The 24,953-nt window shown below is 72.7% G+C and carries 25 protein-coding genes and 1 tRNA gene; 13 read left to right on the forward strand and 13 right to left on the reverse strand.

The features are described from left to right. Window positions 1-29 precede the first annotated feature (29 nt). Together rlmB and ACFWBN_RS26120 are read left to right on the forward strand one after the other, a co-directional pair. Window positions 30-1,001, forward strand: a complete 972-nt coding sequence (rlmB, locus tag ACFWBN_RS26115; RefSeq protein WP_385179554.1) for a 23S rRNA (guanosine(2251)-2'-O)-methyltransferase RlmB — start codon at window positions 30-32, stop codon at window positions 999-1,001. A 174-nt stretch (window positions 1,002-1,175) separates the two neighbouring features. Further along, window positions 1,176-2,714: a DoxX family membrane protein gene (locus ACFWBN_RS26120; protein ID WP_385179556.1), complete on the forward strand. Its 1,539-nt coding sequence runs from the start codon at window positions 1,176-1,178 to the stop codon at window positions 2,712-2,714. A 142-nt stretch (window positions 2,715-2,856) separates the two neighbouring features. Here ACFWBN_RS26120 and ACFWBN_RS26125 read toward each other — a convergent pair whose 3' ends face one another. The 3 genes from ACFWBN_RS26125 to ACFWBN_RS26135 all read right to left on the reverse strand — a co-directional run bounded on the left by ACFWBN_RS26125 (window position 2,857) and on the right by ACFWBN_RS26135 (window position 5,331). Further along, window positions 2,857-3,615 (reverse strand): NDP-sugar synthase, encoded by a 759-nt coding sequence (locus tag ACFWBN_RS26125; protein ID WP_385179558.1) that lies wholly within the window; start codon window positions 3,613-3,615, stop codon window positions 2,857-2,859. A 27-nt stretch (window positions 3,616-3,642) separates the two neighbouring features. Continuing rightward, window positions 3,643-4,056 (reverse strand): hypothetical protein, encoded by a 414-nt coding sequence (locus ACFWBN_RS26130; RefSeq protein ID WP_385179560.1) that lies wholly within the window; start codon window positions 4,054-4,056, stop codon window positions 3,643-3,645. Window positions 4,057-4,242: 186 nt separating this feature from the next. Beyond that, window positions 4,243-5,331 carry an ABC transporter ATP-binding protein gene (locus tag ACFWBN_RS26135; protein WP_385179563.1) on the reverse strand — a complete coding sequence of 363 codons (1,089 nt, stop codon included), beginning with the start codon at window positions 5,329-5,331 and terminating at the stop codon, window positions 4,243-4,245. A 288-nt stretch (window positions 5,332-5,619) separates the two neighbouring features. Between ACFWBN_RS26135 and ACFWBN_RS26140 the strand changes: the two genes are divergently transcribed. After that, complete coding sequence (locus ACFWBN_RS26140) at window positions 5,620-6,783, forward strand: hypothetical protein (protein ID WP_385179564.1); 1,164 nt, start codon at window positions 5,620-5,622, stop codon at window positions 6,781-6,783. A 74-nt stretch (window positions 6,784-6,857) separates the two neighbouring features. Then, window positions 6,858-6,931 (forward strand) — tRNA-Thr (locus tag ACFWBN_RS26145). A 69-nt stretch (window positions 6,932-7,000) separates the two neighbouring features. Here ACFWBN_RS26145 and ACFWBN_RS26150 read toward each other — a convergent pair. Further along, window positions 7,001-8,383 (reverse strand): NAD(P)/FAD-dependent oxidoreductase, encoded by a 1,383-nt coding sequence (locus ACFWBN_RS26150; protein WP_385179566.1) that lies wholly within the window; start codon window positions 8,381-8,383, stop codon window positions 7,001-7,003. 185 nt (window positions 8,384-8,568) lie between these two features. Between ACFWBN_RS26150 and ACFWBN_RS26155 the strand changes: the two genes are divergently transcribed. From ACFWBN_RS26155 to ACFWBN_RS26165, 3 genes are read left to right on the forward strand one after another with little or no spacing between them, the layout of a single operon-like run. Next, window positions 8,569-9,255, forward strand: a complete 687-nt coding sequence (locus tag ACFWBN_RS26155) for a DsbA family protein (protein ID WP_385179568.1) — start codon at window positions 8,569-8,571, stop codon at window positions 9,253-9,255. Window positions 9,256-9,292: 37 nt separating this feature from the next. Next, on the forward strand, window positions 9,293-10,192 hold the full coding sequence (locus tag ACFWBN_RS26160; RefSeq protein ID WP_385179569.1) for an aminoglycoside phosphotransferase family protein: 900 nt from the start codon (window positions 9,293-9,295) through the stop codon (window positions 10,190-10,192). Between the two features lie 34 nt (window positions 10,193-10,226). Next, window positions 10,227-10,700 (forward strand): GNAT family N-acetyltransferase, encoded by a 474-nt coding sequence (locus tag ACFWBN_RS26165; protein WP_385179571.1) that lies wholly within the window; start codon window positions 10,227-10,229, stop codon window positions 10,698-10,700. On the opposite strand, the gene ACFWBN_RS26170 is transcribed toward ACFWBN_RS26165, so the two are convergent. Then, window positions 10,697-11,689, reverse strand: coding sequence for a zinc-binding dehydrogenase (locus ACFWBN_RS26170; RefSeq protein ID WP_385179726.1), 993 nt, complete (start codon window positions 11,687-11,689; stop codon window positions 10,697-10,699). The genes ACFWBN_RS26165 and ACFWBN_RS26170 overlap by 4 nt on opposite strands. 121 nt (window positions 11,690-11,810) lie before the next feature. On the opposite strand from ACFWBN_RS26170, the gene ACFWBN_RS26175 reads away from it, so the two are divergent. After that, the gene (locus ACFWBN_RS26175; protein WP_385179573.1) at window positions 11,811-12,503 is read left to right on the forward strand and encodes a pentapeptide repeat-containing protein; all 693 of its coding nucleotides are present in this window, start codon (window positions 11,811-11,813) and stop codon (window positions 12,501-12,503) included. Window positions 12,504-12,695: 192 nt separating this feature from the next. On the opposite strand, the gene ACFWBN_RS26180 is transcribed toward ACFWBN_RS26175, so the two are convergent. The 3 genes from ACFWBN_RS26180 to ACFWBN_RS26190 form a co-directional block, all read right to left on the reverse strand. Next, window positions 12,696-13,199, reverse strand: a complete 504-nt coding sequence (locus tag ACFWBN_RS26180; protein ID WP_385179575.1) for a hypothetical protein — start codon at window positions 13,197-13,199, stop codon at window positions 12,696-12,698. 143 nt (window positions 13,200-13,342) lie between these two features. Then, window positions 13,343-13,966, reverse strand: a complete 624-nt coding sequence (locus ACFWBN_RS26185) for a response regulator (protein ID WP_385179577.1) — start codon at window positions 13,964-13,966, stop codon at window positions 13,343-13,345. Beyond that, a complete protein-coding gene (locus ACFWBN_RS26190; protein WP_385179578.1) occupies window positions 13,963-15,249 on the reverse strand; it encodes a sensor histidine kinase in 1,287 nt (428 codons plus the stop codon). Before ACFWBN_RS26190 ends, ACFWBN_RS26185 begins: the two co-directional genes overlap by 4 nt. 472 nt (window positions 15,250-15,721) lie before the next feature. Between ACFWBN_RS26190 and ACFWBN_RS26195 the strand changes: the two genes are divergently transcribed. Together ACFWBN_RS26195 and ACFWBN_RS26200 are read left to right on the forward strand one after the other, a co-directional pair. Continuing rightward, window positions 15,722-16,282 (forward strand): heme-binding protein, encoded by a 561-nt coding sequence (locus tag ACFWBN_RS26195; protein WP_385179579.1) that lies wholly within the window; start codon window positions 15,722-15,724, stop codon window positions 16,280-16,282. Between the two features lie 32 nt (window positions 16,283-16,314). Next, window positions 16,315-17,733, forward strand: a complete 1,419-nt coding sequence (locus tag ACFWBN_RS26200; RefSeq protein WP_385179581.1) for a M1 family metallopeptidase — start codon at window positions 16,315-16,317, stop codon at window positions 17,731-17,733. A 31-nt stretch (window positions 17,734-17,764) separates the two neighbouring features. On the opposite strand, the gene ACFWBN_RS26205 is transcribed toward ACFWBN_RS26200, so the two are convergent. Both ACFWBN_RS26205 and ACFWBN_RS26210 read right to left on the reverse strand, forming a co-directional pair. Further along, window positions 17,765-18,283 (reverse strand): GNAT family N-acetyltransferase, encoded by a 519-nt coding sequence (locus tag ACFWBN_RS26205; protein WP_385179583.1) that lies wholly within the window; start codon window positions 18,281-18,283, stop codon window positions 17,765-17,767. 86 nt (window positions 18,284-18,369) lie between these two features. Next, the gene (locus tag ACFWBN_RS26210) at window positions 18,370-18,945 is read right to left on the reverse strand and encodes a TerD family protein (RefSeq protein WP_136229206.1); all 576 of its coding nucleotides are present in this window, start codon (window positions 18,943-18,945) and stop codon (window positions 18,370-18,372) included. Between the two features lie 134 nt (window positions 18,946-19,079). Here ACFWBN_RS26210 and arfB point away from each other — a divergent pair, with 134 nt between their 5' ends. Beyond that, window positions 19,080-19,514, forward strand: coding sequence for an alternative ribosome rescue aminoacyl-tRNA hydrolase ArfB (gene arfB / locus ACFWBN_RS26215; protein ID WP_385179729.1), 435 nt, complete (start codon window positions 19,080-19,082; stop codon window positions 19,512-19,514). Between the two features lie 10 nt (window positions 19,515-19,524). Here arfB and ACFWBN_RS26220 read toward each other — a convergent pair whose 3' ends face one another. Then, the gene (locus ACFWBN_RS26220; RefSeq protein ID WP_385179585.1) at window positions 19,525-20,094 is read right to left on the reverse strand and encodes a flavin reductase family protein; all 570 of its coding nucleotides are present in this window, start codon (window positions 20,092-20,094) and stop codon (window positions 19,525-19,527) included. Between the two features lie 302 nt (window positions 20,095-20,396). Between ACFWBN_RS26220 and cdgB the strand changes: the two genes are divergently transcribed. Further along, window positions 20,397-22,157 carry a diguanylate cyclase CdgB gene (gene cdgB, locus ACFWBN_RS26225; protein WP_385179587.1) on the forward strand — a complete coding sequence of 587 codons (1,761 nt, stop codon included), beginning with the start codon at window positions 20,397-20,399 and terminating at the stop codon, window positions 22,155-22,157. Between the two features lie 68 nt (window positions 22,158-22,225). After that, on the forward strand, window positions 22,226-23,248 hold the full coding sequence (locus ACFWBN_RS26230; RefSeq protein WP_385179589.1) for a CBM35 domain-containing protein: 1,023 nt from the start codon (window positions 22,226-22,228) through the stop codon (window positions 23,246-23,248). Between the two features lie 100 nt (window positions 23,249-23,348). Here ACFWBN_RS26230 and ACFWBN_RS26235 read toward each other — a convergent pair whose 3' ends face one another. Continuing rightward, window positions 23,349-23,807, reverse strand: coding sequence for a hypothetical protein (locus ACFWBN_RS26235; protein ID WP_385179591.1), 459 nt, complete (start codon window positions 23,805-23,807; stop codon window positions 23,349-23,351). Between the two features lie 122 nt (window positions 23,808-23,929). Further along, window positions 23,930-24,859: a 1-phosphofructokinase family hexose kinase gene (locus tag ACFWBN_RS26240; RefSeq protein WP_385179593.1), complete on the reverse strand. Its 930-nt coding sequence runs from the start codon at window positions 24,857-24,859 to the stop codon at window positions 23,930-23,932. Window positions 24,860-24,953 lie beyond the last annotated feature (94 nt).

Consider the following 24,953-nt stretch of genomic DNA (forward strand, 5'->3'; position numbering starts at 1 on the left):
CGCAGCATCAACGAAAACAGGTAGAAGTCATGGCCGGGAACAGCCAGCGCAGGAACCGCCGCACGTCCAACAAGAAGGGCGCGACGGTCGGCAGCGGTGGCCAGCGGCGCAAGGGCCTGGAGGGCAAGGGCCCCACGCCCAAGGCCGAGGACCGCAAGAAGCACAAGGCGAACCGCATCAGCAACGCCATGGCGCGCCAGGCCGCCAAGCGCCGCCCGGCCCCCCGCCGCGGCGGCCCCAAGGGCACCAGCGAGATGGTCGTCGGCCGCAACCCGGTCTTCGAGGCGCTGCGTGACGGAGTTCCGGCCACCACGCTCTACGTCCAGCAGTTCATCGACAACGACGAGCGGGTCCGCGAGGCCCTCAAGCTCGCCGCCGACCGCGGCAACATCAACCTGATGGAAGCCCCGCGCCCCGAGCTCGACCGCATGACCAACGGGCTCAACCACCAGGGCTTGGTCCTCCAGGTCCCGCCGTACGAGTACGCGCACCCCGAGGACCTCACCGCCGAGGCCTACGACAACGGCGACGACCCGCTGATCGTGGCCCTCGACGGCGTCACCGACCCGCGCAACCTCGGTGCCATCGTCCGCTCCGTCTCCGCCTTCGGCGGCCACGGCGTGGTCATCCCCGAGCGCCGCGCCGCCGGCATGACCGCCGGTGCCTGGAAGACCTCGGCCGGCACCGCCGCCCGCACCCCGGTCTCCCGCGTCACCAACCTGACCCGCGCCCTCCAGGACTACAAGAAGGCCGGCATCGCCATCGTCGGCCTCGCCGCCGAGGGCACGCACGAGGTGCAGGACCTGGAGGCGCTCGGCGGCCCGGTCGTCATCGTCGTCGGCTCCGAGGGCAAGGGCCTCGGCCGTCTCGTCGGCGAGAACTGCGACTACCTCGTCCGCATCCCGATGCCGGGCGGCGCCGAGTCCCTCAACGCCGGTGTGGCCGCCGGCGTCGTGCTCTACGAGGCGGCCCGCCGCCGCGCCGAGCGCGGCCGCATCTGATCCACGGGTCGGATCCGGTCCGCTCCACGGGATCGGCTTGATCCACTTGGCTCACGGAAAGTGACCCGTGAGCGTGTCACCCCGCCCGTTATGGGCGGGGTGGCTTGATCTTGACGGGTCTCGGACAGATCCCTGATGTCAAGGCAGTGTCCTAAACACTGATCACTCGGTTAGATGAGTGTGGACACCAGAACGTCAGGGTTCGACGACCAGCCCGCGCTGAGCATGGTCAAGGTGCCGTGCGATCCCGCACAGGTCATCGTCAACCACGCCAGCTTCCGCGTGCGGCTCGCACCGAGCCCGAGCGCGCGTTCCAAGCCCGCGAACGCCCCCGGGAGAGCCCCCGTCCTCGGCGGCGCCGTGGTCGCCGCCGCGGGCGCCACCCGGCGCCGCGCCCCGGTCGTCTGGAGCGGCAAGTCCGACGCCGGCGACGCCGCGGCCATGGGCGGACTGCTCCAGGCCGTACGGGAGGCCGGGCGCGGGCACGAGGAGTACGACGGCGGCGCCACCCAGGTCATCCCGCGCATCGACCTCGCCCACGACCTCGCCGACGACACCCTCGCCACGCCGACCGTCATCGGCCAGCGCAGCTACGGGGGCTACGCGGGCCACGGGGACCAGGACGAGACGCGCCCGCTGGCCGCCGTACGGGACCTGCCGTACGAGCAGCCGCCCGGCGCCGGGCCCGGCGGACCCGACTCCCGCCGCGCCGGGTCCGACTCGCGCGCACAGGCCTCCTACTACCCCGGCCGCCGGATGAACCTCGGCGTCGTGCTGCTCCCGCTGCGCGTCTTCCTCGGCTTCATCTCCATCTACGCCGGCATGGGCAAGCTGTGCGACCCCGTCTACTTCGACGGCGGCGAGCGCGGCTCCATGGTCACCTGGCTGCACACCCTCAACCCCTGGGCGCTGGCCGAGCCGCTGCGCGACTTCGCGCTCGCCCACCCGGTCGGGGCCGGCCTCAGCGTGGCCTTCCTCCAGGTCATCGTGGGCGTGCTGACGGTGTTCGGGCTGTGGCAGCGGTTCGCCGCCTGCTTTGGGGCCCTGCTGTCCGCCGCGCTGCTGATGACGGTGAGCTGGCGGACCGTCCCGGCCTACGACGCGCCCGACATCATCTACCTCGCCGCCTGGAGCCCGCTGATCATCGCGGGCGCCCCGGTGTACTCGCTGGACGGACGCCTCGCCGGCGAGGCCTGGCGGACCCTCGGGCCGCGCGCCGAGCTGTGGCGGCTGCGGCGGCGCGTCCTGCGCCGCGGGGCCGTCATGGCGACCGTCGTGTGCGGGCTCACCCTGCTCATCGGCTCCCTCCTCGGCGGGGCCGTCCGCTCCTCCACCGTCGTCACCGTCCCCGGACCGGGACAGGCCCCCAGCAACTACCTGCCGGGCCGGCCGCTCCCGCAGACCCCCGCCGGGCAGCAGCCCTCGCAGCAGCGCCAGCAGCCGTCCAAGGCGCCGCAGCCCTCCGCCACCGCCACCGAACCGGCCGCCAAGTCCGGCAAGGGCGCGAGCGGCGGCCCGACCCGCGGTACCGCCGGCACCGGCTCGGAGTCGCCCACCGCGACCAAGGGCACCACCGGCAGCCAGCAGACCCCGCGCAGTACGCCGCGGCAGTCCACCCCGCAGAAGCCGCCGACCTCCTCCTCCGGAGCCGGCAGCGGTGGCGGCACCACCCCGAGCAAGCAGCCCGGCCTGGTCGGGGGGCTCCTCGGCTGAGCCGGCCGAACGGCATCGAGGGAACCGAGGGGCCCGGCGCGCACGGCGTGCCGGGCCCCTCCTCGCGTGCCGGGCGCGCGAAGCACCGTACGAGAAGGAGCGGAGGGGGGAGGGCGCTGAGGACTCGCAGGGTTTGCAGGGCTCAGGGGGCCGTCTGGGCCGCCAACTCCCTTGCGGCCTCGGTCAGATCCTTCGCCGTGTCGATGGCCCGCCAGTAGGCCCCCTGGGGCAGCGGGAAGCCCGCCAGCCGCCGCTCGCGCGCCAGCCGGGGGAAGGTGGTGCGCTCGTGGTCCCCCAAGTCCGGGAGCAGCGCGGCGAATTCGGGCCCGAAGACGTACACGCCGGCATTGACCGGATACGGCGACGGCGGGGCCTCGATGAAGTCCAGCACCTGCCCGAACTCGTTGGTCTCCACGACCCCCCACGGGATCCGCGGGCGCGCCAGGGCGAGCGTGGCGACCGCACCGCGCTCGGTGTGGAAGGCGGCCATCTCGCGCAGCGAGAAGCGGGTCCAGATGTCGCCGTTCGTCGCGTACCAGGCGCGGTCGGGGTGCGGGAGGTGCCGCGCGGCGTACTTGAGGCCGCCGCCGCGCCCCAGGGGCTCCTCCTCGACCACGGTGGTCACGCGGAGCGGCAGCCGGGCCCCGGCCAGCCATTCCTGGAGCACGTCCGCGAGGTGGCCGCAGGAGACCACCGCGTCGGTGACCCCCTCGGAGGCCAGCCAGGCCAGCTGGTGCCCGATGATCGGCATCCCCGTCCCCGGGATCTCGACCATCGGCTTCGGACGGTCGTCCGTGTACGGCCGCAGCCGCGAACCCTGGCCGCCCGCCAGGACGACCGCCTGGGTGGGCGTGGTGGGGAACGCGGCTGCGGGAGGGGCGGATCGGGGGGTGTCCTTCATGGAGGCAGCGTAGGGACGCGGCGCGGGTCAGCCCATGGAGGCGACGCCGGTCGCGTACGAGGTGTCGCACACGGGGCGGGCGAAGGACTGGGCCTTCGTGGGGCCGTACGCGGTCACGGCGGCACGCCCCAGCGCCCGGGCGATGCCCACGCAGTGCTCGGCGAGCGACGGCCGCTTGTCCACCTCCTGCTGGAGGTGGGTGAGGACGTCACCCGGCTCCTCGCCCTGCTGGATCTCGCTCAGCAGCTTGTCGCGCAGCACGTCGTGCGCGGCGCGCGGCTTCGCGGGGAGGGAGACGTCCTCGGCGGAGGCGGTCAGGATCTGGGAGGAGGAAGTGTCCGCCCAGGGAACCATGGTGACCGCGAGGGTCCCGGACAGGACGAGGACGACGGGCAGGACCAGGGCGAGGGAACGGCCGATACGGCGGGCAGTGTGGGTCACGAGGGCGAGAGTAGCGCTCGGTGAAGATTTGGCGACATTTAGTCACCCTGTCGGGGGATGGTTCGACGTGGCTTTTCGAATTATGGGTTGACGGGTTGGGTCTGAATCGACCGGTCTGCCGGGGTTCGCGGAGACGGCGAAGGGGCGCCTCCGGCGGAGGCGCCCCTTCTCGTGCGTGCGGTGCGACTACGCGGACAGCCGCGCGCCGGAGGAGGTCGAGAACACGTGGATCTCGCCGGCCCGCGGCACCACGTGCAGGCTCGAACCCTTCTCGGGCACCTGGCGGCCGCCCACGCGGACGACGAGGTCCTGCGCGCCGTCGGCCTTGTCGGTGGAGCCGTAGACGTAGCCGTCGGCGCCGAGTTCCTCGACGACGTTCACGACGATGGTCAGGCCGCCGCTCTCCGCGATGTCGAAGTGCTCGGGGCGCACGCCGACCGTGACGGTGCGGTCGCCCGCGTCGGCCGCCGCGGACAGCGCCTCGCGCGAGACCGGGACGACGCTGTCGCCGAACTTCACACCGCCGTCGGTGATCGGGACCTCGACGAGGTTCATGGCGGGGGAGCCGATGAAGCCGGCGACGAAGAGGTTCGCCGGGCGGTCGTACATGTTGCGCGGGGTGTCGACCTGCTGGAGCAGACCGTCCTTGAGGACGGCCACGCGGTCGCCCATGGTCATGGCCTCGACCTGGTCGTGGGTGACGTAGACGGTCGTGATGCCCAGGTCGCGCTGGAGCGCCGCGATCTGCGTACGGGTGGAGACGCGGAGCTTGGCGTCGAGGTTCGACAGCGGCTCGTCCATGAGGAACACCTGCGGCTTGCGCACGATGGCGCGGCCCATGGCGACGCGCTGGCGCTGGCCGCCGGAGAGGGCCTTCGGCTTGCGGTCCAGGTACTGGGTCAGGTCCAGCATCTTGGCCGCGTCCTCCACCTTCTTGCGGATGGTGGCCTTGTCCTCGCCGGCGATCTTGAGCGCGAAGCCCATGTTGTCGGCGACGGACATGTGCGGGTAGAGCGCGTAGTTCTGGAACACCATCGCGATGTCCCGGTCCTTGGGCGGCAGGTGCGTGACGTCGCGGTCGCCGATGCGGATGGCGCCGCCGTTGACGTCCTCCAGGCCGGCGAGCATGCGCAGCGAGGTGGACTTGCCGCAGCCGGAGGGGCCGACGAGGACGAGGAACTCGCCGTCCTCGATCTCCAGCTCCAGCTGGTCGACGGCGGGCTTGTCGCCGCCCGGGTAGAGCCGCGTCGCCTTGTCGAAAGTGACAGAAGCCATGATGGTGAATCCCTTCTACCGGCAGGAACGTGCCGGACGATCCGAGTGGAAGGTCTAGTCCAGTTGACCGGACTTCGCTCGACGCTACCTGCCCGGACGGCTCCTGTCAGCACCCCGGGGGCCTCGGGCCGTCAACACCGTACGGGTGACGGCCGTTCGCATGGACTTCCGGAGGGTCCGAACCCGGGTGCGAGACCGCGTCGTGCTGAGGCGATACCTCTGGTGCGTCCTGGGGGCGCCTCCCGTGCGGTGGCGCCGGCCCGGCTTGGCACCGAGAGGGAGAAGCGAATGAAGAATCGTCTCGTAGTCATCGGATCTGCTGTTGCGGCCAGCGTCGGCCTGTGCATGGCGGTCGCACCGGCCGCCATGGCTCAGCCGCTGAAGGTGACAGTGGCCTGCGGTGACGTCGCGGCGCTCCTCACCGCGGTCGGCGACGCGAATGGCAACGCCGAAGGCGGCACGATCACGCTGGCCAAGGACTGCGCCTACCGCTTCGCGGACGACTTCGACGACTCGGGCACGGCCCTGCCGGCCATCACCGGGAAGGTCAAGATCATCGGGCACAACTCGACGCTGATCCGATCCGTCACCGAGGGCGTGTCGTACTTCCGGATCATTTCGGTGAACGAGGGCGGTGAACTCCTCCTGAAGGGGACCACCGTGACCGGCGGCCGCACCGACGGGTACGGCGGCGGCATCGGCAACGCGGGCACCCTGCGCCTGGAGGACAGCAAGGTCGCCGGCAACCTGGCGACCGGACAGGGCGGGGGCATCCACAACACGGGCGGCACCGTGACGCTCGTCGACAGCGACGTCCTGACCAATGTGGTCACCAACGCGAACGACACCGACGGGGACGGAGGCGGCATCAGCAACGACGCGGAGGGCACCCTCACGCTCAAGAAGAGCACCGTCGCCGGCAACGCGGCCGACGGGGACGGCGGCGGCATCGCGAACGCGGGCACGCTGAACGTCGAGCACGGCCTCGTCGTCAACAACGAGGCCCGCGACGGCAGCGGCGGGGGCATCTACAACCTCGGCACCGCGAAGCTCAAGTACACCAAGGTCGTCGAGAACTGGGCCGGTGTGGACGGCGGCGGCGTCCACAACGGCGAGGAGGCGACGCTGGATGTCCACGAGTCGGCCATCGCCGACAACCGGACGGGCAACGACGGCGGCGGCCTCAACAACGCGGGCACCGCGACGCTGAAGAAGACCAAGGTCGAGTCGAACCAGGCCGGCCACGACGGCGGCGGCATCAACAACGTGGCGGAGACGGCGGGTGGTGTCACGGAGCTGACGCTGGACCGCTCGACGGTCGCGGAGAACCGCGCCGCGGGCGTGGGCGGCGGCATCAACAACGGGGAGGGCGCCGTCGTGACCCTCACCAACAGCAAGATCGTCAAGAACCTGCCGACGAACTGCGCCGGTACGGTGCCCGGCTGCGCCTGACAGGTCCGCGGCGGTGCCCGCGGCCAATGTGATGGCTTGGGGAAGAGGGGCCTGTGTAGAGTGATGGCGGCCCTGCCTCCTTAGCTCAGCTGGCCAGAGCACCGCTCTTGTAAAGCGGGGGTCGTCGGTTCGAACCCGACAGGGGGCTCTGCTGGCGAAGGCCCCGGACCGCTCAGGTCCGGGGCCTTCCGCATGGCCTTTTCCTGCTCCTGCTAGGTCAGTGGCGGCCCGAGATGCGGTCGGCGAGGCGGGCCAGGGGCGCGGTCGTCGGGCGGTGGCCGGCGGCTTCGCGGCGGTCCGCCTCGCGGTAGGCGGCGTAGAGCGCCTGGACGCCCAGCCAGCGGAAGGGCTCCGGCTCCCAGCGGCGCACCCGGTGGCCCACCCAGGGGAGGTCGGTCAGCTCGGTGGAGTCGCCGAGGACCAGGTCGCGCAGGGTGCGGGCGGCGAGGTTGGCGGTGGCGACGCCCGAGCCGACGTAGCCGCCCGCCCAGCCGAGGCCCGTGGCGCGGTCCAGGGTGACGGTGGCGCACCAGTCGCGCGGGACGCCGAGGACGCCGGACCAGGCGTGGGTGATCTCCGTACCGGTGAGGGCGGGGAAGAAGGAGAACAGCAGCTCCCGCAGCGAGTCGATGGTGGCGGGCTGGGTGCGGCCGTCGTTGTCCGTGCGCGAGCCGAAGCGGTACGGCACCCCGCGGCCGCCGATCGCGATGCGGTCGTCGGCGGTGCGCTGGGCGTACATGTAGGCGTGGGCCATGTCGCCGAGGACCGCCGAGTCGGACCAGCCCAGTCGGTCCCAGGCCGAGGCGGGGAGCGGGGCCGTGACGATCATCGAGGAGTTCATGGGGAGCCACGCGCGCTTCTGGCCCTTGAGGGCGGCGGTGAACCCCTCGGTGCAGCGCAGGACGTGGGGGGCGCGGACCGTGCCGTAGGGGGTGACGGCCTTCCCGGCGGCGATCTCCGTGGCCGGGGTGGACTCGTGGATGACGACGCCGAGGCGTTCGCAGGCCGCGGCCAGGCCCTTGACCAGCTTCAGGGGGTGGATGCGGGCGCCGTGGGGGCTCCAGCTGGAGCCGACGGCGTCGGCGATGTCGATACGGGCGCGGGTGGCGGCGGCGTCGTGGAGCTCGCGGTCGCTCTCGCCGAAGGCGAGTTCGGCGGCGTGGAAGGCCTTGAGACGGGTGAGTTGGGCGGGGGTCCTGGCCACTTCGAGGACGCCGCCGCGGTGGATGTCGGCGTCGATGCCCTCCTTGGCGGCCGTGTCGATGACCTCGGTGACGGTGTCGTTCATGGCCCGCTGGAGGCGGCGGGCGGCCTCGGGGCCGTGGAGGCGGGCGTAGCGGTCGCGGCCGGCGATGCCGTTGTAGAGCCAGCCGCCGTTGCGGCCGGAGGCCCCGTAGCCGCAGAACTTCTGCTCCAGGACGGTGACGCGGAGGTCGGGGGCCGCCCGCTTGAGGTAGTAGGCGGTCCACAGGCCGGTGTAGCCGCCGCCCACGATGACGACATCGGCCGTGGCGTGGGCGGTGAGGGGTGCGCGCGGTGGCGTGGCCGGGGCGGAGCGGTCGGTCGCGTACCAGAAGGAAATGCCGCCGTTGATCGTCATGGGGGAGTTGGTACACCCGCTTCCGGAGGGGTGTCCAGGTGCGGGATGCCGGGTTTCGGGGTGCGAATCAAGGCCTTTTGGCTGATGCGGCGGGGGTGGGCGGTTCCTAGGGTGGGGCGGGGAATTTTGTTCTGGTTTCAGGTGAGAGGTGCGGATTCGTGGTGCGTGGGCGCAGGGCAGGGCGTGTGGTGGCGGCGGTTGCGGCGGCCGCGCTGCTGGGCGGGGCGGTGGCCGGCTGCGGCGGCGGCGACCAGGGGAGCGCGGCCGCCTCCGGCGCGGTGCGGACGAGCCCGATCGCGGACGTGCCGGCGAAGCTGCCCGCGAAGGTGGAGGGCGCGAAGGTCGTCGTCGGCAGTCCGGACGCGCCGCGCACCGCGCAGGTGCTGGTGGATCCGCGGTGCGGCTACTGCGCGCGGTTCGAGGAGACGGGCGGCGAGGCGCTGCTGAAGCTGGCGGCGGACGGGAAGGTGAAGGTCGAGTACCTGCTGGCCTCCTTCCTGGACCAGGGCGGGGCCAGCGGTTCGGTGAAGGCGGTGAACGCGCTGCGGGCCTCGGTGGACGCGGGGAGGTTCGCCGAGTACCAGGCGGCGGTCTTCGCCAGTCAGCCGAAGGGGAAGTTCACGGACGAGCTGCTGCTCGGGATCGCGGACAAGGTGCCGGGGCTGCGGGGGCCGGCCTTCGACGGGGCGGTCGCGGAGACGGCGTACAAGGGGTGGGTCGGCGACGCGGAGAAGGCCTTCGAGGCGACGGGGCAGCAGGGGACGCCCGCGGTGCTGGTGGACGGGCGGCCGGTGGGGGCCGAGGACGGGTCGCTGTTCGACGCGAAGGCCTTCACGGCGGCCCTGGCGGGGCTGGGGATCGGTACGGCGTAGTGCCGTGACCGGAAGGCGCAGGCCCTAGGGTCGGGCCATGGTCGACATCTCGGAGATCCCGGACGGGCTGGTGCGGGCGCAGCTCAGGTGGAACGGCGACGCGGGGCGGGAGTTCATCGCGGGGCTGCCCGCGCTGGCCGGGCGGTTCCTGGCGGAGTGGGAACTGCGGCGCACGGGGCCCGGGATGCACGGGGTGACGGCGCTGGTGCTGCCGGTGGAGCGGGCCGACGGGACCGCGGCCGTACTGAAACTGGCGCTGCCGGACGAGGAGAGCGCGGGGGAGCCGCTCGCGCTGCGCGCCTGGGACGGGGTGGGCAGCGTACGGCTGTTGGAGCACGACGCGGACACCGGCTCGCTGCTGCTGGAACGGCTGGACGAGGGGCGGCCCCTGTCGGCGCTCGCGGAGCGGGACGCGCGGCGGGCGGTCGGGGTGGTCGCGCGGCTGCTGGCGCGGCTGACGGCGGTGGCCGCGCCGGCCGGGCTGCGCGGGCTCGGGGAGATAGCCGCGGGGATGCTGGAGGACGTACCGGGGGCGGCGGGGCGGCTCGCCGACGCGGGGGAGCGGCGGCTGCTGCGGGACTGCGCGGGGGCGGTGGCGGAGGTCGCGGGGGAGCCGGGGGACCGGCTGCTGCACTGGGACCTGCACTACGACAACGTGCTGGCGGGCGGCCGGGAGCCGTGGCTGGCGATCGACCCGAAGCCGCTGGCCGGTGATCCGGGATTCGATCTGCTGCCGGCGATCGTGAACAACTTCCGGGCGCAGGACGTGCGGTGGCGCTTCGACCTGATGACGGAGGTGATGGGGCTGGACCGGGAGCGGGCGCGGGCCTGGTCGTTGGGGCGGGTGCTGCAGAACTGCCTGTGGGACGTGGCGGACGGGGAGGAGCGGCTGGACGAGGAGCAGGTGGCGGTCGCGGAGCTGCTGCTAGGGCGCTGACGGTGGTGTCGCCGGGGGCGTTTAGGGTGCCGGGATGATCCGTAGTGCTGAAATTGCCGATGTCCCCGTCATCCACGCGATGATCCGCGAGCTCGCGGAGTACGAGAAGGTGCCGCACGAGGCGCGCGCGACCGAACAGCAGCTGAGGGAAGCGCTGTTCGGGGAGCGGCCGGCGGTGTTCGCGCACATCGCGGAGACGGCGGACGGCGAGGTGGTCGGCTTCTCGGTGTGGTTCCTCTCCTTCTCGACGTGGCGCGGGGTGCACGGGATCTACCTGGAGGACCTGTACGTACGGCCCGGCGTGCGCGGGGGCGGCTACGGGAAGGCGCTGCTGGCGGAGCTGGCGCGGACGTGCGTGGAGCGGGGCTACGAGCGGCTGGAGTGGGCGGTGCTGAAGTGGAACGCGCCGACTATCGCGTTCTACGAGGCCTTGGGCGCGCGGCCGCAGGACGAGTGGTCGGTGTACCGGCTGACGGACGGGGCGCTGGCGCGGCTGGGGGCTTCTTAGGGTTCGAGGACGACCTTGCCCGTGGTGGCGCGGGATTCCAGGGCGTGGTGGGCCGCGGCCGCTTCGGACAGGGGGTAGCGCTGGACGGCTGGGCGGAGGCGGCCGGCGGCGGCTTCGGCCAGGGCGCGGGTCTCCAGGACGCGGAGGGGGTCGGGGGCGCCGACGCGCCGGAACATGGCGGGGCCGAGGACGCCCTCGGTGGTGATGCCGCGGGCGGTGAGCTCGGCGCGTTCGGTGTCGGTGAGCGTGAGGGGGCCGCCGGACCAGCCGAAGACGAGGTGGCGAGCGCCGGGGGCGAGCAGGCCGAGGGCGGTGCGGGCGGTGTCGCCGCCGACGGAGTCGAAGAGGACGGTGGCGCCGTCGGGGTAGCGGGCGCGTACGGCGTCGGCCCAGTCGGGGGCGGTGTAGTCGAGGGCCAGGTGGGCCCCGTTGGCGGCGGCCCGGGCGGTTTTGGCGGGGCCGCCGGCGAGCGCGATGACGGTGGCGCCGGCGTTGCGGGCGTACTGGACGAGCAGCGTGCCGATGCCGCCGGCGGCGGCGGGGACCAGGGCGACGGAATCCGGGCCGAGGTCGGCGAACTGGAGGATCCCGAGGGTGGTGCGGCCGGTGCCGATCATGGCGACGGCCTCGGCGGGATCGAGGCCGTCGGGGACCGGGTGCAGGCGGTCGGCGTCGGCGACGGCGTACTCGGCGTAGCCGCCGGGGGCGAAGCCGAGGTGGACGGTGACGCGGCGGCCGAGCCAGGCGGGGTCGGTGCCCGTGCCGAGGGCGTCGACGGTGCCGGCGACCTCGCGGCCCGGGACGGTCGGGAGCTCGGGGAGGGCGGGGGCGGGGCCCTGGATGCCCTCGCGTAGGGCGGTGTCGAGGAGGTGGACGCCGGCGGCGGCGACGGCGATGCGGACCTGGCCGGGGGCCGGTACGGGGATGGGGGCGCTCTCGTACGAGAGGTTCTCGGCGGGGCCGAAGGCGTGGAGGCGGATGGCGCGCATGGTGGTGGGCATGGTGGTGGGCATGGGGCCAGCGTGTGACCTCAAGCGGGGTTGAGGTCAAGGGTGCGGGGCGGGTGTGGTGGGAAGCGGCGCTGTCAGTGGGGTCGGTCACGATGGGTGCATGGCGCGCAAAGGGCAGCAGGAGCAGCAGGAGCAGCAGCGGAAGGTGAAGGCGGCGCGGCGGCCGGAGGTGCGGCTGCCGGAGCTGGTGGTGTGGCCGGGGGGCGAGCTGGAGCCGGACGGGGACTACGACGGGCTGGAGTTCGCGGACCTGGACTGGGCGGGGCAGGAGGGGGTCGGGGCCCGGTTCATGGACTGCGCGGTGCGGCGGTGCGTGCTGGACGAGACGGCGCTGGCGAAGGCGCGGTTCGTGGACTCGGTCCTGGACGGGGTCCGGGGGGTCGGGACGAACCTGTCGGGGACCCTGTTCCGGGACGTGGAGGTGGTGGACGCGCGGCTGGGCGGGGTCCAGTTGCACGGGGCCGTGCTGGAGCGGGTGGTGGTGCGGGGCGGCAAGATCGACTACCTGAACCTGCGGCAGGCGCGGCTCAAGGACGTGGTCTTCGAGGGGTGCGTGCTGGTGGAGCCGGACTTCGGGGGTGCGGTGCTGGAGCGGGTGGAGTTCCGGGACTGCGCGGTGCGGGGGGTGGACTTCAGCGGGGCGCGGATGACGGATGTGGATCTACGGGCGGCGGATGTGCTGGAGATCGCGCGGGGGGTGGATGCGTTGGCCGGGGCGGTGATCAGTCCGGCGCAGCTGTTCGATCTGGCGCCGGCCCTTGCCGGGCAGCTGGGGCTGAGGGTGATTCCGTAGCGGGCCGGTCCCCCTTCTGCGGGCCGCCTTCCGGGGCTCCGCCCCGCGCCCCGCGCCTCAATCGCCGGCGGGGCTGGAGATGGCCCCGGCCGAGTGCGCAGGTGCCGGTTCAAGATCGGGGCTCCGCCCCGTACCCCGCTCCTCAAACGCCGGAGGGGCTGGATTTCCGCGGTGCCGACCCGGACGCGGCGGCTACGCCGGGACGCGGGGGAAGCGGGACTGGAGCATCCAGATGGCCGGGTTGTCGGCGAGGCCGTCGTGCATGTCGACGAGGTCCGCGATGAGGTCGTGCAGGAAGTCGCGGGCCTCGCGGCGCAGGAGGCGGTGGCTGAAGGTCAGCGGGGCCTCCTCGGCCGGCATCCAGTCGGCCTCGACGTCGACCCAGCCGAAGCGGCGCTCGAAGAGCATCCGGTCCGTGGACTCGGTGAAGTCGAGCTCCGCGTACTGCCGGTTGGCGGAGCGGCTGCCGCGCGGGTCCTTGTCGAGCTGCTCGACGATGTCGCACAGGGCCCAGGCGAAGTCCAGTACGGGCACCCATCCCCAGGCTGTGGACACCTCGCGGTCGGCGTTGGTGTCGGCGAGGTAGACGTCCCCGCAGAAGAGGTCGTGGCGCAGGGTGTGGACGTCCGCCGAGCGGTAGTCGGTCTGCGGGGGGTCGGGGAAGCGCCGGGAGAGGGAGTAGCCGATGTCGAGCACGTACCCGATGGTGTCACGGGTGCGGGCCGGCGCCGACCCCGGTGGGAGCCGGCTGTGCTCGGGCTGCTGGGCTTCCGCCCCGGACCGCTCATCCGCCGGGCCATGAGCGTCGGTGCGGCGGCGCGAAGCCGGTGAGGCCCGCGTTATGAGGGCAGCAGCCGCTGTTCCTTGGCCACCGAGACCGCTCCCGCGCGGGTGTCGACGCCGAGTTTGTCGTAGATGCGGCCCAGGTGTGTCTTGACGGTGGCCTCGCTGATGAACAGCGCGCGGGCGATGTCGCGGTTGCCGAGGCCGCGGGCCAGCTGGCCGAGGATGTCCAGTTCGCGGTCGGTCAGGGTGGGGCGGGTGCCGCGCATGTGGGCCATGACGCGGCTGGCCACCGGCGGGGAGAGGGTCGTGCGGCCCTGGGCGGCGGAGTGGATCGCGGCGAAGAGCTCCTCGGGGCGTTCCGCCTTCAGGAGGTAGCCGGTGGCGCCCGCGCCGATGGCCCGCGTGATGTCCGCGTCCGTGTCGTACGTGGTGAGGACCAGGACGTGCGGGGGCCGGGGGAGGGCCGTGATGCGGCGGGTGGCTTCGACGCCGTCGATGCCCTCGCCCAGCTGGAGGTCCATCAGGACCACGTCGGGGTGGAGTTTGGCGGCGAGGGCCACCGCCTCCTCACCGCTGCCCGCCTCGCCGAGCACCTCGATGTCCGGCTCGCTGCCCAGCAGCGCGAGGAGGCCGGCGCGGACCACCACGTGGTCGTCGCAGAGCAGGATCGTCGTCATGGGGCCGGCTCCAAGGGGATGGCCGCGGAGAGGACCGTGCCCTCGCCCGGCGTGGATTCGATCGTCAGGGTGCCGCCCAGCTGGCGGATGCGGGCGCGCATCGCGGGCAGGCCGTGTCCGCGTTCCGCGGTGGCGGCGCGGGGCTCGGTGAAGCCGTGGCCGTCGTCGGCGATGTCCAGGACCACCTGGTCTCCCAGGAAGCTCAGGGTGAGTGCGGCCGTACGGGCGCCGGAGTGTTCGCGGATGTTGGCCAGCGCGCCCTGGGCTATGCGCAGCAGGGCGGACTGGACGCGGTCCGGGAGCGCGGCCGGGCTGCCTTCGAGGTGGAAGCGGACCTCGATGTCCGGGCCGGCGTCCAGGGTGCGCAGGGCGTCGGCGAGGCCGGCGCCGTCGGCGAGTTCGGCCGGGGCCAGGTCGTGGACGAGCCGGCGGGCCTCGGCGAGGCCGCGGGCGGCGATGCCGGTGGCGGTACGGACGTGCGCGCGGGCGGTGGCCGGGTCGGTGTCCCAGGTGCGGTCCGCCGCCTGGAGCAGCATCTGCTGGCTGGACAGGTTCTGCGCGAGGGTGTCGTGGATCTCCATGGACAGCCGCTGGCGCTCGGCGAGGGTGCCTTCGCGGCGTTCGGTGGCGGCCAGCTCGCGGCGGGTGCGGATCAGGTCGTCGATCAGCGCGCGCTGGGCCTGGGCCTGGCGCTCCATGTGGACGAAGACGGCGGTGGCGAGGGCGGCGACGGCGGGCGGGGCCAGGAGGAGGTTGGGGTCGAAGGAGGTGGCGAGCCGGAGCTGGGCGATGACGACGAAGACGGTGAGGAGGGCGACGAGGACGATCGCGGCGCGGGGGCGCAGCGTGCGCAGGGCGGTGAAGAAGAGCGGGACGGCGCACCAGGCGAAGCTGGGGGCCAGGACGACGAGGACCACCCAGGTGGCGACGACCAGGCCGAGCCAGACGAGGCGGCCGGGGGGTGGTGGGGTGGTGGCGGTCCTCGTGGCGGTCCCCGTGCCGGTCCCTGTGCCGGGGTGCTGGGTGGTGCCGGGTTGCTGGGTGGCGCCGACCGCGGGGCCGAGCACGTAGAGCAGGGCCAGGGCGATGCTGAGGGCGATGACCCAGGGGGTGCGGGGTTCGCCGGGGTGGCGCAGGAGGAAGCGGGCCACCGAGGCGCCGAGGAGGAGGAAGAACGCCGTGTGCATGACGGTGGCCAGGGTGCGGGTGTTCGGGTTCCGCGGCGGGGGTGGCTGCGGGGCGGGGCTCACGGGGTGCTCCTGGGGTGGGCGGCGTACGTCCATACTGCCGGTTGCCGGTTTGCCTGCGGCGCTCGGTGGGTTCGGGTGCGGCGCCGTTTCCTGGGGCTCCGCCCCGGACCCCGCGCCTCAAACGCCGGCTGGGCTGGATATGGCCCGGCCGAGTGCGCGGGTGCGGGTACGAGATCGGGGCTCCGCCCCGGACCCCGCGCCTCAAACGCCGGCGGGGCTGGATGTGGCTTGGCTGGATGTGGCCGGGCTGGATGTGGGCGGGAGGTAGGGGGGGGTGACCAGCAAATATGCCCGGAGGCGCGGCCCGCATCGGCCGATCGGATGACCCCCGGGTCAACCGGTGTGGTCGGTGGGTGGAGCCGGTACGGGGACGGGGTGGCGGGGGGATGCGGGACAGGCTTGGAGCAGTGAAGGAGCCGGGCCGGTCAGCGCCGCCGGCACCGGCACCGGACACCACCGCTCGTCCCCGTACTCGCACCGTCCCGCGTCGTCCTCAGGAGCAGAGATGAACACCCGCACCCGCGTTCTCACCGGTACCGCCCTCGCCCTCGCGCTCGGCGCCGGGACCTTCGGCGCCGTCAGCGCCAGCGCCAGCGCCGCCCCGGCCGCCGCGCCGGCCGCCGCCTCCGCCAAGAAGGACGGCGACAAGAACGACAAGAACTTCACCACCACGACCCACCTCACCATCGACGCCGCCTCCCGCGCCGCCCAGGCCGCGCTCGAGGCCGCGCAGAAGGAGAACCAGAAGGTGACGGTCGCGGTCGTGGACCGCAACGGCAACACCATCGTCACCCTGCGCGGCGACGGCGCGGGCCCGCAGTCCTACGAGTCGGCGCAGCGCAAGGCCTTCACCGCCGTGTCCTGGAACGCCCCGACCTCGGTGCTCGCGGGCCGCCTCGCCCAGGCCCCGAACCTGAAGGACATCCCCGGCACCCTTTTCCTCGGCGGTGCCGTCCCGGTGCAGGCCGACGGCGCCCCGGTCGCCGGCATCGGCGTGGCCGGCGCCCCGAGCGGCGACCTGGACGAGAAGTTCGCCAAGGCGGGCGCCGACGCGCTCGCCAAGTAGTCCCCGAGCCCGGTCCGCATAGGATCGGGCGCGTGGAACAACGCGCGTTCTCCCGCCTGGCCGTCTCTGCCACCGCCGCCCTGCTCGCCTTCACCACGGCGTGTACGGGCGGCACCGTGCAGGGGCGGCCCGGTGCGTCGGGGCTGCGCGATCCGTACTTCCCCAAGGCCGGCAACGGCGGTTACCAGGTCGACCATTACGCGCTGGACCTCGACTACGACCCCGCCGACGGGCAGCTGCACGGCACGGCCGTCATCACCGCCCGCGCCGAACAGGAGCTCAGCTCCTTCAACCTCGACCTCAGCGGCCTGAAGGTCGAGGGCGTGACCGTGCAGGGCGCCGGGGCCCGGTACAACCGGACCGGCAACGAGCTGACGGTGCGTCCGCCCGAGGACCTGGAGAAGGGCGAGGTCTTCACCGCGGAGATCGACTACTCCGGCCGGCCGAAGGCCCTCACGGACGCCGACGGCTCCAAGGAGGGCTGGATCACCACCGGGGACGGCGCGGTCGGCGTCGGCGAGCCGGTGGGTTCGATGACCTGGTTCCCCGGCAACCACCACCCCAGCGACAAGGCCTCGTACGACATCACGATCACCGTGCCCAAGGGGTACGAGGCCGTGTCCAACGGCGAGTTGCGTGCGCGGAGCGACGTCGAGGGCGGGCGGACGGAGTTCGCCTGGCGCAGCCCGGAGCCGATGGCGAGCTACCTGGCGACGGCCGCCATCGGGAAGTACAAGGTGACGACGGGGCGCACCCCGTCCGGGGTGCCCTGGTACACCGCGGTGTCGCCCGGGGAGGCGGCGGCGAGCGCGGCCCCGCTCGCGCGGCTGCCGGAGATGGTGGACTGGGGCAGCGGCCGCTTCGGCCCGTACCCCTTCGGTACGGCGGGTGCGATCGTGCTGCCCGCCGGGACCCTCGAATACGCGCTGGAGACGCAGACCAAACCCGTCTTCTCCGGGGCGCCGGGCGAGGAGGAGCTGGTCCTGCACGAGCTCGCCCACCAGTGGTTCGGCGACTCGGTGTCGCCGAAGTCCTGGAAGGACATGTGGCTCAACGAGGGCTTCGCCGTCTACGCCGAGTGGCTGTGGGCCGAGGACCACGGCGGCCCCACCGCCCAGCAGCACTTCGACGCCTTCCTGGCCGGCGACACCGAGGTGGACGACGCGGCCGACTCCGACTGGGACGCCTTCCCGCCGGCCGACCCGCCCGGCCCCGAGGACATCTCCGGGAATCCGGTGTACTACCGCGGCGCGATGGTGCTGCACCGCATCCGCCAGGAGGTCGGCGACGAGAAGTTCTTCGCCCTGCTGCGGGGCTGGGTCGCCGACCACCGGCACGGGAACGCGAGTACGGCCGACTTCACCGCCTACGCGCAGGAGAAGACCGGGCACGACCTGAAGAAGGTCTGGGACGTCTGGCTGTACGGCAAGGACCGGCCGCCCCGGCCGTAGCGCGACCCCGTGGCCCGGTCGTACCTCGGCCTCAGTCCAGCGGCTTGCGCAGCACCGTGCAGTCGCGGCCCAGTTCGCGGTCCTTGGCCTGGCGCAGCGGGGCGTAGCCCTGGGACTGCCAGAAGGCCAGGGCCTTGGGATTGTTGTCGAGTACGGCGATCCGCACCCCGGCGCGTCCGGCGGCCCTGAAGCGGTCCTCGACCAGGGCGGCCACGGCGCGGCCGTAGCCCTCTCGGTGTGCGGTGGCGTCGATGAGCAGCAGGCCGATCCACGGGTCCGGGTCCTCGGTGGCCGGGTCCGGATGACGGGCGAGGGTGGCGGCCATGCCGACGAGGCGGCCTGCGGAGCGGGCGAGGAGGACCTCGGCGCCGTCGTGGGCGAGTTCGTCGGCGAGGGAGGCCGCGACCTGTTCGACCGTGATGCGGCCCGGGTCGGGGAAGTCGCCGCTGAGTTCGAAGAACGCGTGGTTCGTCGCGTACAGGGCGGCGATCTCGGTCAGGACCGGGCCGGGCAGGGCTCCGTCCACGGGGACGAGCGGTTGGAGAATCACCTGCCGAACGGTAGCGAAGCCCCCTCTCAGGACGGTGAGAGGGGGCTTCACCCGCGGAATTTTCAGCCGCGGACGTCTCGGACGGCTCAGACGTTGACGCCGAAGTCCTGCGCGATGCCGGTGAGGCCGGAGGCGTAGCCCTGGCCGACCGCGCGGAACTTCCACTCGGCGCCGTTGCGGTAGAGCTCGCCGAAGACCATCGCGGTCTCGGTCGCCGCGTCCTCGGAGAGGTCGTAGCGGGCGATCTCGGCGCCGCCGGCCTGGTTCACGACGCGGATGTACGCGTTGCGGACCTGGCCGAAGTTCTGGCTGCGGGACTCGGCGTCGTAGATCGAGACCGGGAAGACGATCTTGTCCACGTCGGCCGGCAGGCCGGCGAGGTTGACGTTGATGGCCTCGTCGTCGCCGGCGCCCTCGCCGGTGCGGTTGTCACCGGTGTGGACGATGGTCTGGTCCGGGGTGGACTTGTTGTTGAAGAAGACGAAGTGGCCGTCGGAGACGACCTTGCCCGTCGGGTTCACGGCGATGGCCGAGGCGTCGAGGTCGAAGTCGACGCCGGTCGTCGTCCGGACGTCCCAGCCGAGGCCGACCGTGACGGCAGCGAGGCCCGGGGCCTCCTTCGTGAGCGAGACGTTGCCGCCCTTGGACAGGCTGACAGCCATGGGAATGTCCCTTTCCTCATCCAACATGCACGTACAGGCGGTCAAACTACCGCTGATCCCTATAACGCGACGAGGGGGCGGTCGGGTTCCCGTGGGCGAAATGCGGGTGACGGGGCGGGGTGCGGGGACGGATCATAGGGGGCATGCCTGGTCCCTATGTCATCCGCGGTTCTGTCGTGCTCCCCGAGGGCGAGCTCGCCTGGCGCTTTTCGCGGTCCTCGGGGCCGGGCGGGCAGCACGTGAACACCTCGGATTCGCGCGTGGAGCTTTTGTTCGACCTGGGGGCGACCAAGGCGCTGCCCGAGGTGTGGAAGGAGCGGGCGCTGGAGCGGTTGGCGTCCCGCCTGGTGGACGGGGTGGTGACGGTACGGGCCTCCGAGCACCGGTCGCAGTTCCGCAATCGGGAGATGGCGCTGGTCCGGCTGGCCTCGCTGCTGGCGGAGGCGACGGCTCCGCCGCCGAAGCCGCGCCGGGCGACGAAGATTCCGCGCGGGATCAATGAGCGGCGGCTGCGGGAGAAGAAGGCTCGGGCCGAGACCAAGCGGGGGCGCTCCGCGCGGGACTGGTAGGCACCGGGGGCTACGCCCCCAAGTGGCGGTAGCGGCCGCGGTAGTACGTCAGGGGTTGGGCGTCCGGGTGGGGTTGGGCGGCGGTCAGGACGCGGCCGATGACCAGGGTGTGGTCGCCCGCCTCGACGCGGTTCTCCGTACGGCACTCCAGGGTGGCCAGGGCGCCGGTCAGGAGGGGGGCTCCCGAGGCCTCGCCGCGTTCGTACGCGACGTCCGCGAAGAGCAGCCGGTCGCTGATCCGGCCCTTCATCGCGAAGCGGCCCGCGATCTGGAGCTGGTGTTCGGAGAGGACCGAGACCGCCCACAGCGGCTGCTCGGCCAGCAGGTCGTCCATCCGGGAGCCCTCGCGCAGGCTCACCAGGACCAGGGGCGGGTCCAGGGAGACGGACATGAAGGCGGTCGCCGTCATGCCGACGTCCTCGCCGCGCGGGCCGCCCGCCGTCAGCGGGGTCTCGTGTGCCGTGATCAGGCACACGCCCGCCGCCAGCCGGGACATGGCGGCCCTGAACTCGTCGTTGCTCACTCCCTCAGCATGGGGGTTCGGGTGGGGCGGGGTGGGTACGGGGGTCGTCTTCAGCACGTCGAAACGCTAATCTCGCCCTCCCGCGCGGCACATCGGGCCCTGGTCCGAGTCGCGTCCCCGCCCCTTGGCCTAGGCCCGGGCGTATCGTTTGCTGTCGGGAATGAGGGGGAGCGCTCCCAGTCGTCACCCGCCCCGTTGGACCCCGTTATTCATCTCATGTGACTTGAGTCACAGAGAGCAAGATTTGTTGACCCTGTGTACCTGCCGCACAGCTCACTGTGATTCAGTGGACGGGACACCGCAACGAAACGCCGATGACAAACCTGGAGTTGCTGTCGAGGTCTCGGGGAGAGCGAGCAATGGAGACCGAGTCGGAGCCGTACGTCCGTCTTGCGACCCTGCGGCAGCTGCACCGGGTGGTGGCCGAGCTCAACACGGCCAGGAGCCTGGCGGACACTCTGCAGACCGTCGTGGACGGCATCGTCGTGGGCCTCGGCTACGAACTCGCCTGTGTCAACCTCGTACGCCCGGACGGTGATCTCGTCGTCGCCGCCTTCGCCGGCGACCCCGCCGCCGAGGCCCTCATCACCGGCCGGGTCGGCTCCCGCACCTCCTGGGAACGCCGCCTGACGATGGGTGAGAACTGGGACGGGCTCCGCTTCATCCCGCACACCGAGGGCTGGGTCCTCATGGAGGACGACGTCCCCCAGTGGCACACCGAGGGCCCCGAACCGCGGTTCGAGGACGAGTGGCATCCCGAGGACCGGCTCTACGCGCCCATGTACGCGTCCGGCGGGGAACTTCTGGGTGTCATTTCGGTGGACAGACCCCGCAACGGGCGCCGGCCCGGCGCCTGGGGACGCGAGGCGCTCCAGATGTACGCCTTCCAGGCGGCGATTGCGATCAGCAACGCCAGGCTGCGCGCGAACATGCAGCGGGCCCTGGTCCGGCTGGAGCGCGAGCAGCAGGCGCTGCGTGCCAGTGAAGAGTCGTTCCGGCAGGCCTTCGAGTACGCGCCCAGCGGCATGGCCATCGCCGAGATGGGCGGGGACCAGCACGGACGGCTGCTGCGGACCAACGACGCGCTGTGCCGGCTGCTGGGCCGCCCGGCCTCCGTACTGCGCCGCTACTCCTTCTCCGACCTCGTCCACCCCGAGGACATCGGCACCCTGCTGCGCACCTCCGCCGAGGGCGGCCGCGCCGAGCTGCGCCTCGGCCGCCGCGACGGCACGTATGTATGGGTCTCGCTGCGCAACTCCGTGGTCGCCGACGCGGCCGACGGCCCCCGCTTCCTCCTCACGCACGTGGAGGACATCGAGGAGCGCAAGCGGCACGAGCTCCAGCTCGCCCACCGCGCCAGCCACGACTCGCTGACCGGCCTGCCCAACAGCGCCGAGCTGCGCTCGCGGCTCGGGGCGCGGCTGTGCCGCAGACCGCAGTCCGTGCGGGCCACCGCGGTGGAGGCCCTGGACGCGGCCTACGAGGGGCGTGAGGGCCACGTGGTCTACGACGGGTACGAGGTGCGGGTCGGGGCGGGTGGTGCCGGCGAGCACGGCTTTCAGCCCGACGGCCCCGACCGGCAGGCCGGGGCCGTACCGGGGGCCGGGGCCGTGCCCGGGTCCGACCCCTTCACCTTCCCCGGGGCGCAGACGGCCCGCACGGACGGCCCGTACGACCACCACGTGCACACCGTGGCGCCCGCGACCGACATCGACGACGGGACGAAGGGGCTCGCGGTCCTCTTCTGCGACCTCGACGGCTTCAAGTCGATCAACGACCGGTTCGGGCACCACACGGGCGACGCGGTCCTGATCGAGGTGGCCCGGCGGCTGACGACGGGCGTCAGGGACGGTGACACCGTCGCTCGGCTGGGTGGTGACGAGTTCGTCGTCCTTGCCGACGGACTGGGCGCCGCGGACGCCGCCGACCTCGCCGTCCGGCTGCGCAACGCGATCATCCCGCCGATCCGCGTGGACGGCCGTGCGGTCCGTGTCGGGGCCAGTTTCGGCATCGGCTGGGCCAGCTGCGGCATGTCGGCGGATGAGGTCCTGCGCTCCGCCGACCAGCGGATGTACATCGAGAAGAGATCCCGTTCCAAGGCGCACCGCCGGGCCGGCTGAGGCGATCGGCCGCTCGTGGGCGCACGTGTTCGGGGTAGGCTCCCGGGGGTCGAAAGGAGTGACCTGCGATGACGACGCCCGCGAACAACGGCCCGCACGGTGGGGCGAACAAGCCCGAGGACGACGATCCGTTCGGCTATCTCTACGCGGACGGCCAGGCGGCCGGTGCCGCCCCGCCCGCATCGGGCGGTGGATACGGCTACCCGGGCCCCGCGGCCGGTGGTCATCCCGGCACGCAGCCCGGTGTTCCGCGCACCTCCCACCACCAGGTGCGCACGGTCGGTGAGCGGACGTACGGCGGCCAGCGCGGTCAGGTGCCCGCGCAGCAGCCGCCCTACCAGGCCCAGTACCAGGCCCCCGAGGCGCTCCAGACGGGCGGCTACGGCGTTCCGCCGCAGCAGCCGTCCCCCTCGGCCCACACCCAGCAGATCGCCTCGCACGGCGGCGGCAGCGGCGGCGGGTCCAGCCGCAAGGGTCTGCTCATCGCGGCCGTCGCGGTGGTCGGCGCGGTCGTGATCGGCATCGGCGCCGCCGTGGCCTTCGGCAACAAGGACGACGACAAGGGCAAGAACGACGCGAACGGCAACCAGCCGTCGGCGGCCCCGCAGAACCCCTCGTCCCCGCCCCCGAGCGGCTCTCCCAAGCCCTCCCAGGCCCCGCTGCCCAAGGGCGAGGCGGCCGGTGCGGGCATGGTGCTGAGCGGTGGCTCACAGCTGCAGAGCACGGTGCCGGGTTCGAAGAGCTCGGGCGGCCAGTACGTCGGCGGCTTCAATCAGCCCGGTGCGGCGCTCACCTGGACCGTGGAGGTGCCGGAGGCGGGCGACTACACGCTGTTCGTCAACTACGGCGTGCCCGGCAAGGACGGCAAGGCGACCCTCACGGTCAACGGCCAGAGCCCGAACCAGTCGCTGAACCTGGCCAACTTCGCCAAGGCGGCGGACGGGGCCTGGGACAAGGGATGGACGCGCACCTACGCGTGGATCACCCTCAAGAAGGGCTCGAACGCGCTGAAGATCTCGTGCGAGGCCGGCAACCAGTGCGACGTGATCTTCGATCAGCTGGAGCTGGCGTCGGGTCACACCAAGCGCTGACCGGCCGACGGCGGAGTGGGGCATCCGCCCGTCGCCACGAAATCGGGGTCCGGCCCCACCGCATTCGCGGCGGAGCCGGACCCCGGCTTCACATCTGCGTCTAGCCGCAGTGGACCCAGCCGCTGTTGCCGGTGTGCTTCACCTCGTCGTAGGGAGTGCCCGTCCAGTAGCCCGTGATGTCGCCGCGCACCCGGACGCAGCTGCCGGGGGCCTTCACGTAGACGGGGCCCGCGTACTGGGTGTACGCGCGCTGGCCGTCGACGTCGCTGTTGCCGCCGCCCTCCAGGATGACGGCCATGCCGTCGGTGACGGAGAACTGAGAGTCGCGGCGCAGGATCGCGCAGTTCGTGCCCGTGGACTTGTTGTAGTACAGGAACAGCACGCCGGCGCCGGTGGCACCACCCCAGTCGGTGCCGAGCGGGTAGGCGTCCTGCTGGTAGTAGCCCGCGCCGCACGAGCCGCCCGAGATCGTCTGGGCCTGCGCGGGGACTGCGGCGAGCGCGGAGATGGCCACCACCGTGGTGGTGGTGGCAAGGAGGTTGCGGAAGAAGCGGTTCACTGGGGTCGGCCTCGTAAGTTCGAAGATCAATTGAACTTGTTGATCTTAGATCGTCTTTATTCGGGGCTCGCATACCCGACGGTTCGTCAGCAGTGGCGGCCTTGCCGGACAGTGACGGACGTTCAGCTTCCGCTTCCGTCGGTGACGGAGACGGCGAGCCTCAGCTCCTCGTAGGTGCGGGGGTCGAACTCTCCCGCCGCCGGGGCGAGCACCGTGGCCGCCGAGAGGGCCACCGCGCGGGTCAGCCGCTCGGGCCAGTCCAGGCCCTCCGCCAGCGCCGACAGGAGCCCGGCCACCGCGGAGTCGCCGGCCCCGGTGGGGTTGCCGGACAGCGCCCGGGGCGGGGCCGCCTGCCAGGTGCCCTCGGGGGTGGCGGCCAGCAGGCCGTCCGGGCCGAGCGAGGTGACCACCGCGTGCGCGCCCCGGCGGCGGGCGTCGCGGGTGGCGGGGAGCGGCTCGCGGGATCCGGTCAGCTCGGCCAGCTCGGCGGCGTTCGGCTTGATCATCTCGGGGCGGGCGGCGACCCCGCGGCGCAGGGCCTCGCCGCTGGTGTCCAGGAGGACGGGCACCCCGGCCGCGCGGGCGGCCCGTACGAGCACCGCGTACGCGCCCACCGGCACGCCCGGCGGGAGGCTGCCGCACAGGGCCACCGCTGCCGCGCCGGCCAGCAGGTCCTCGTACCGGGTGAGGAACCGCGACCACTCCGCGGGAGCGATCAGCGGGCCCGGCTCGTTGAACTGGGTGGTGTCGCCGGAGGCCCCGTCGACCACCGCCAGCGTGCGCCGCGTGGAGCCCGCGCAGGGCACCAGGGCGTCCACGACCCCCGGGGACCGCTCCGCCAGCAGCTCCCGTACGAGGGCGCCGGCCGGTCCGCCCGCGAAGCCGGTCGCGGTCACCTCGTGGCCGAGCGCGGCCAGCACGCGGGCCACGTTGATCCCCTTGCCGCCGGGCCGCTCGGCGGCGTCGGAGACCCGGTGCGAGGCGTGCGGGAGCAGCCTCGGTACGCGGTAGGTGACGTCGAGCGCGGTGTTGAGCGTCACGGTCAGGATCATGAAAGGGCACCCCCGGGGTTGTTGCTGCCGGGATCATGCCAAACAGAAGGCGGTCGGCCCAGTCCTCCCTGCCGACCGCCCCCGTCCGTACAGC

Source organism: Streptomyces sp. NPDC059989, from assembly GCF_042736975.1.
Classification (GTDB): Bacteria; Actinomycetota; Actinomycetes; order Streptomycetales; family Streptomycetaceae; genus Streptomyces.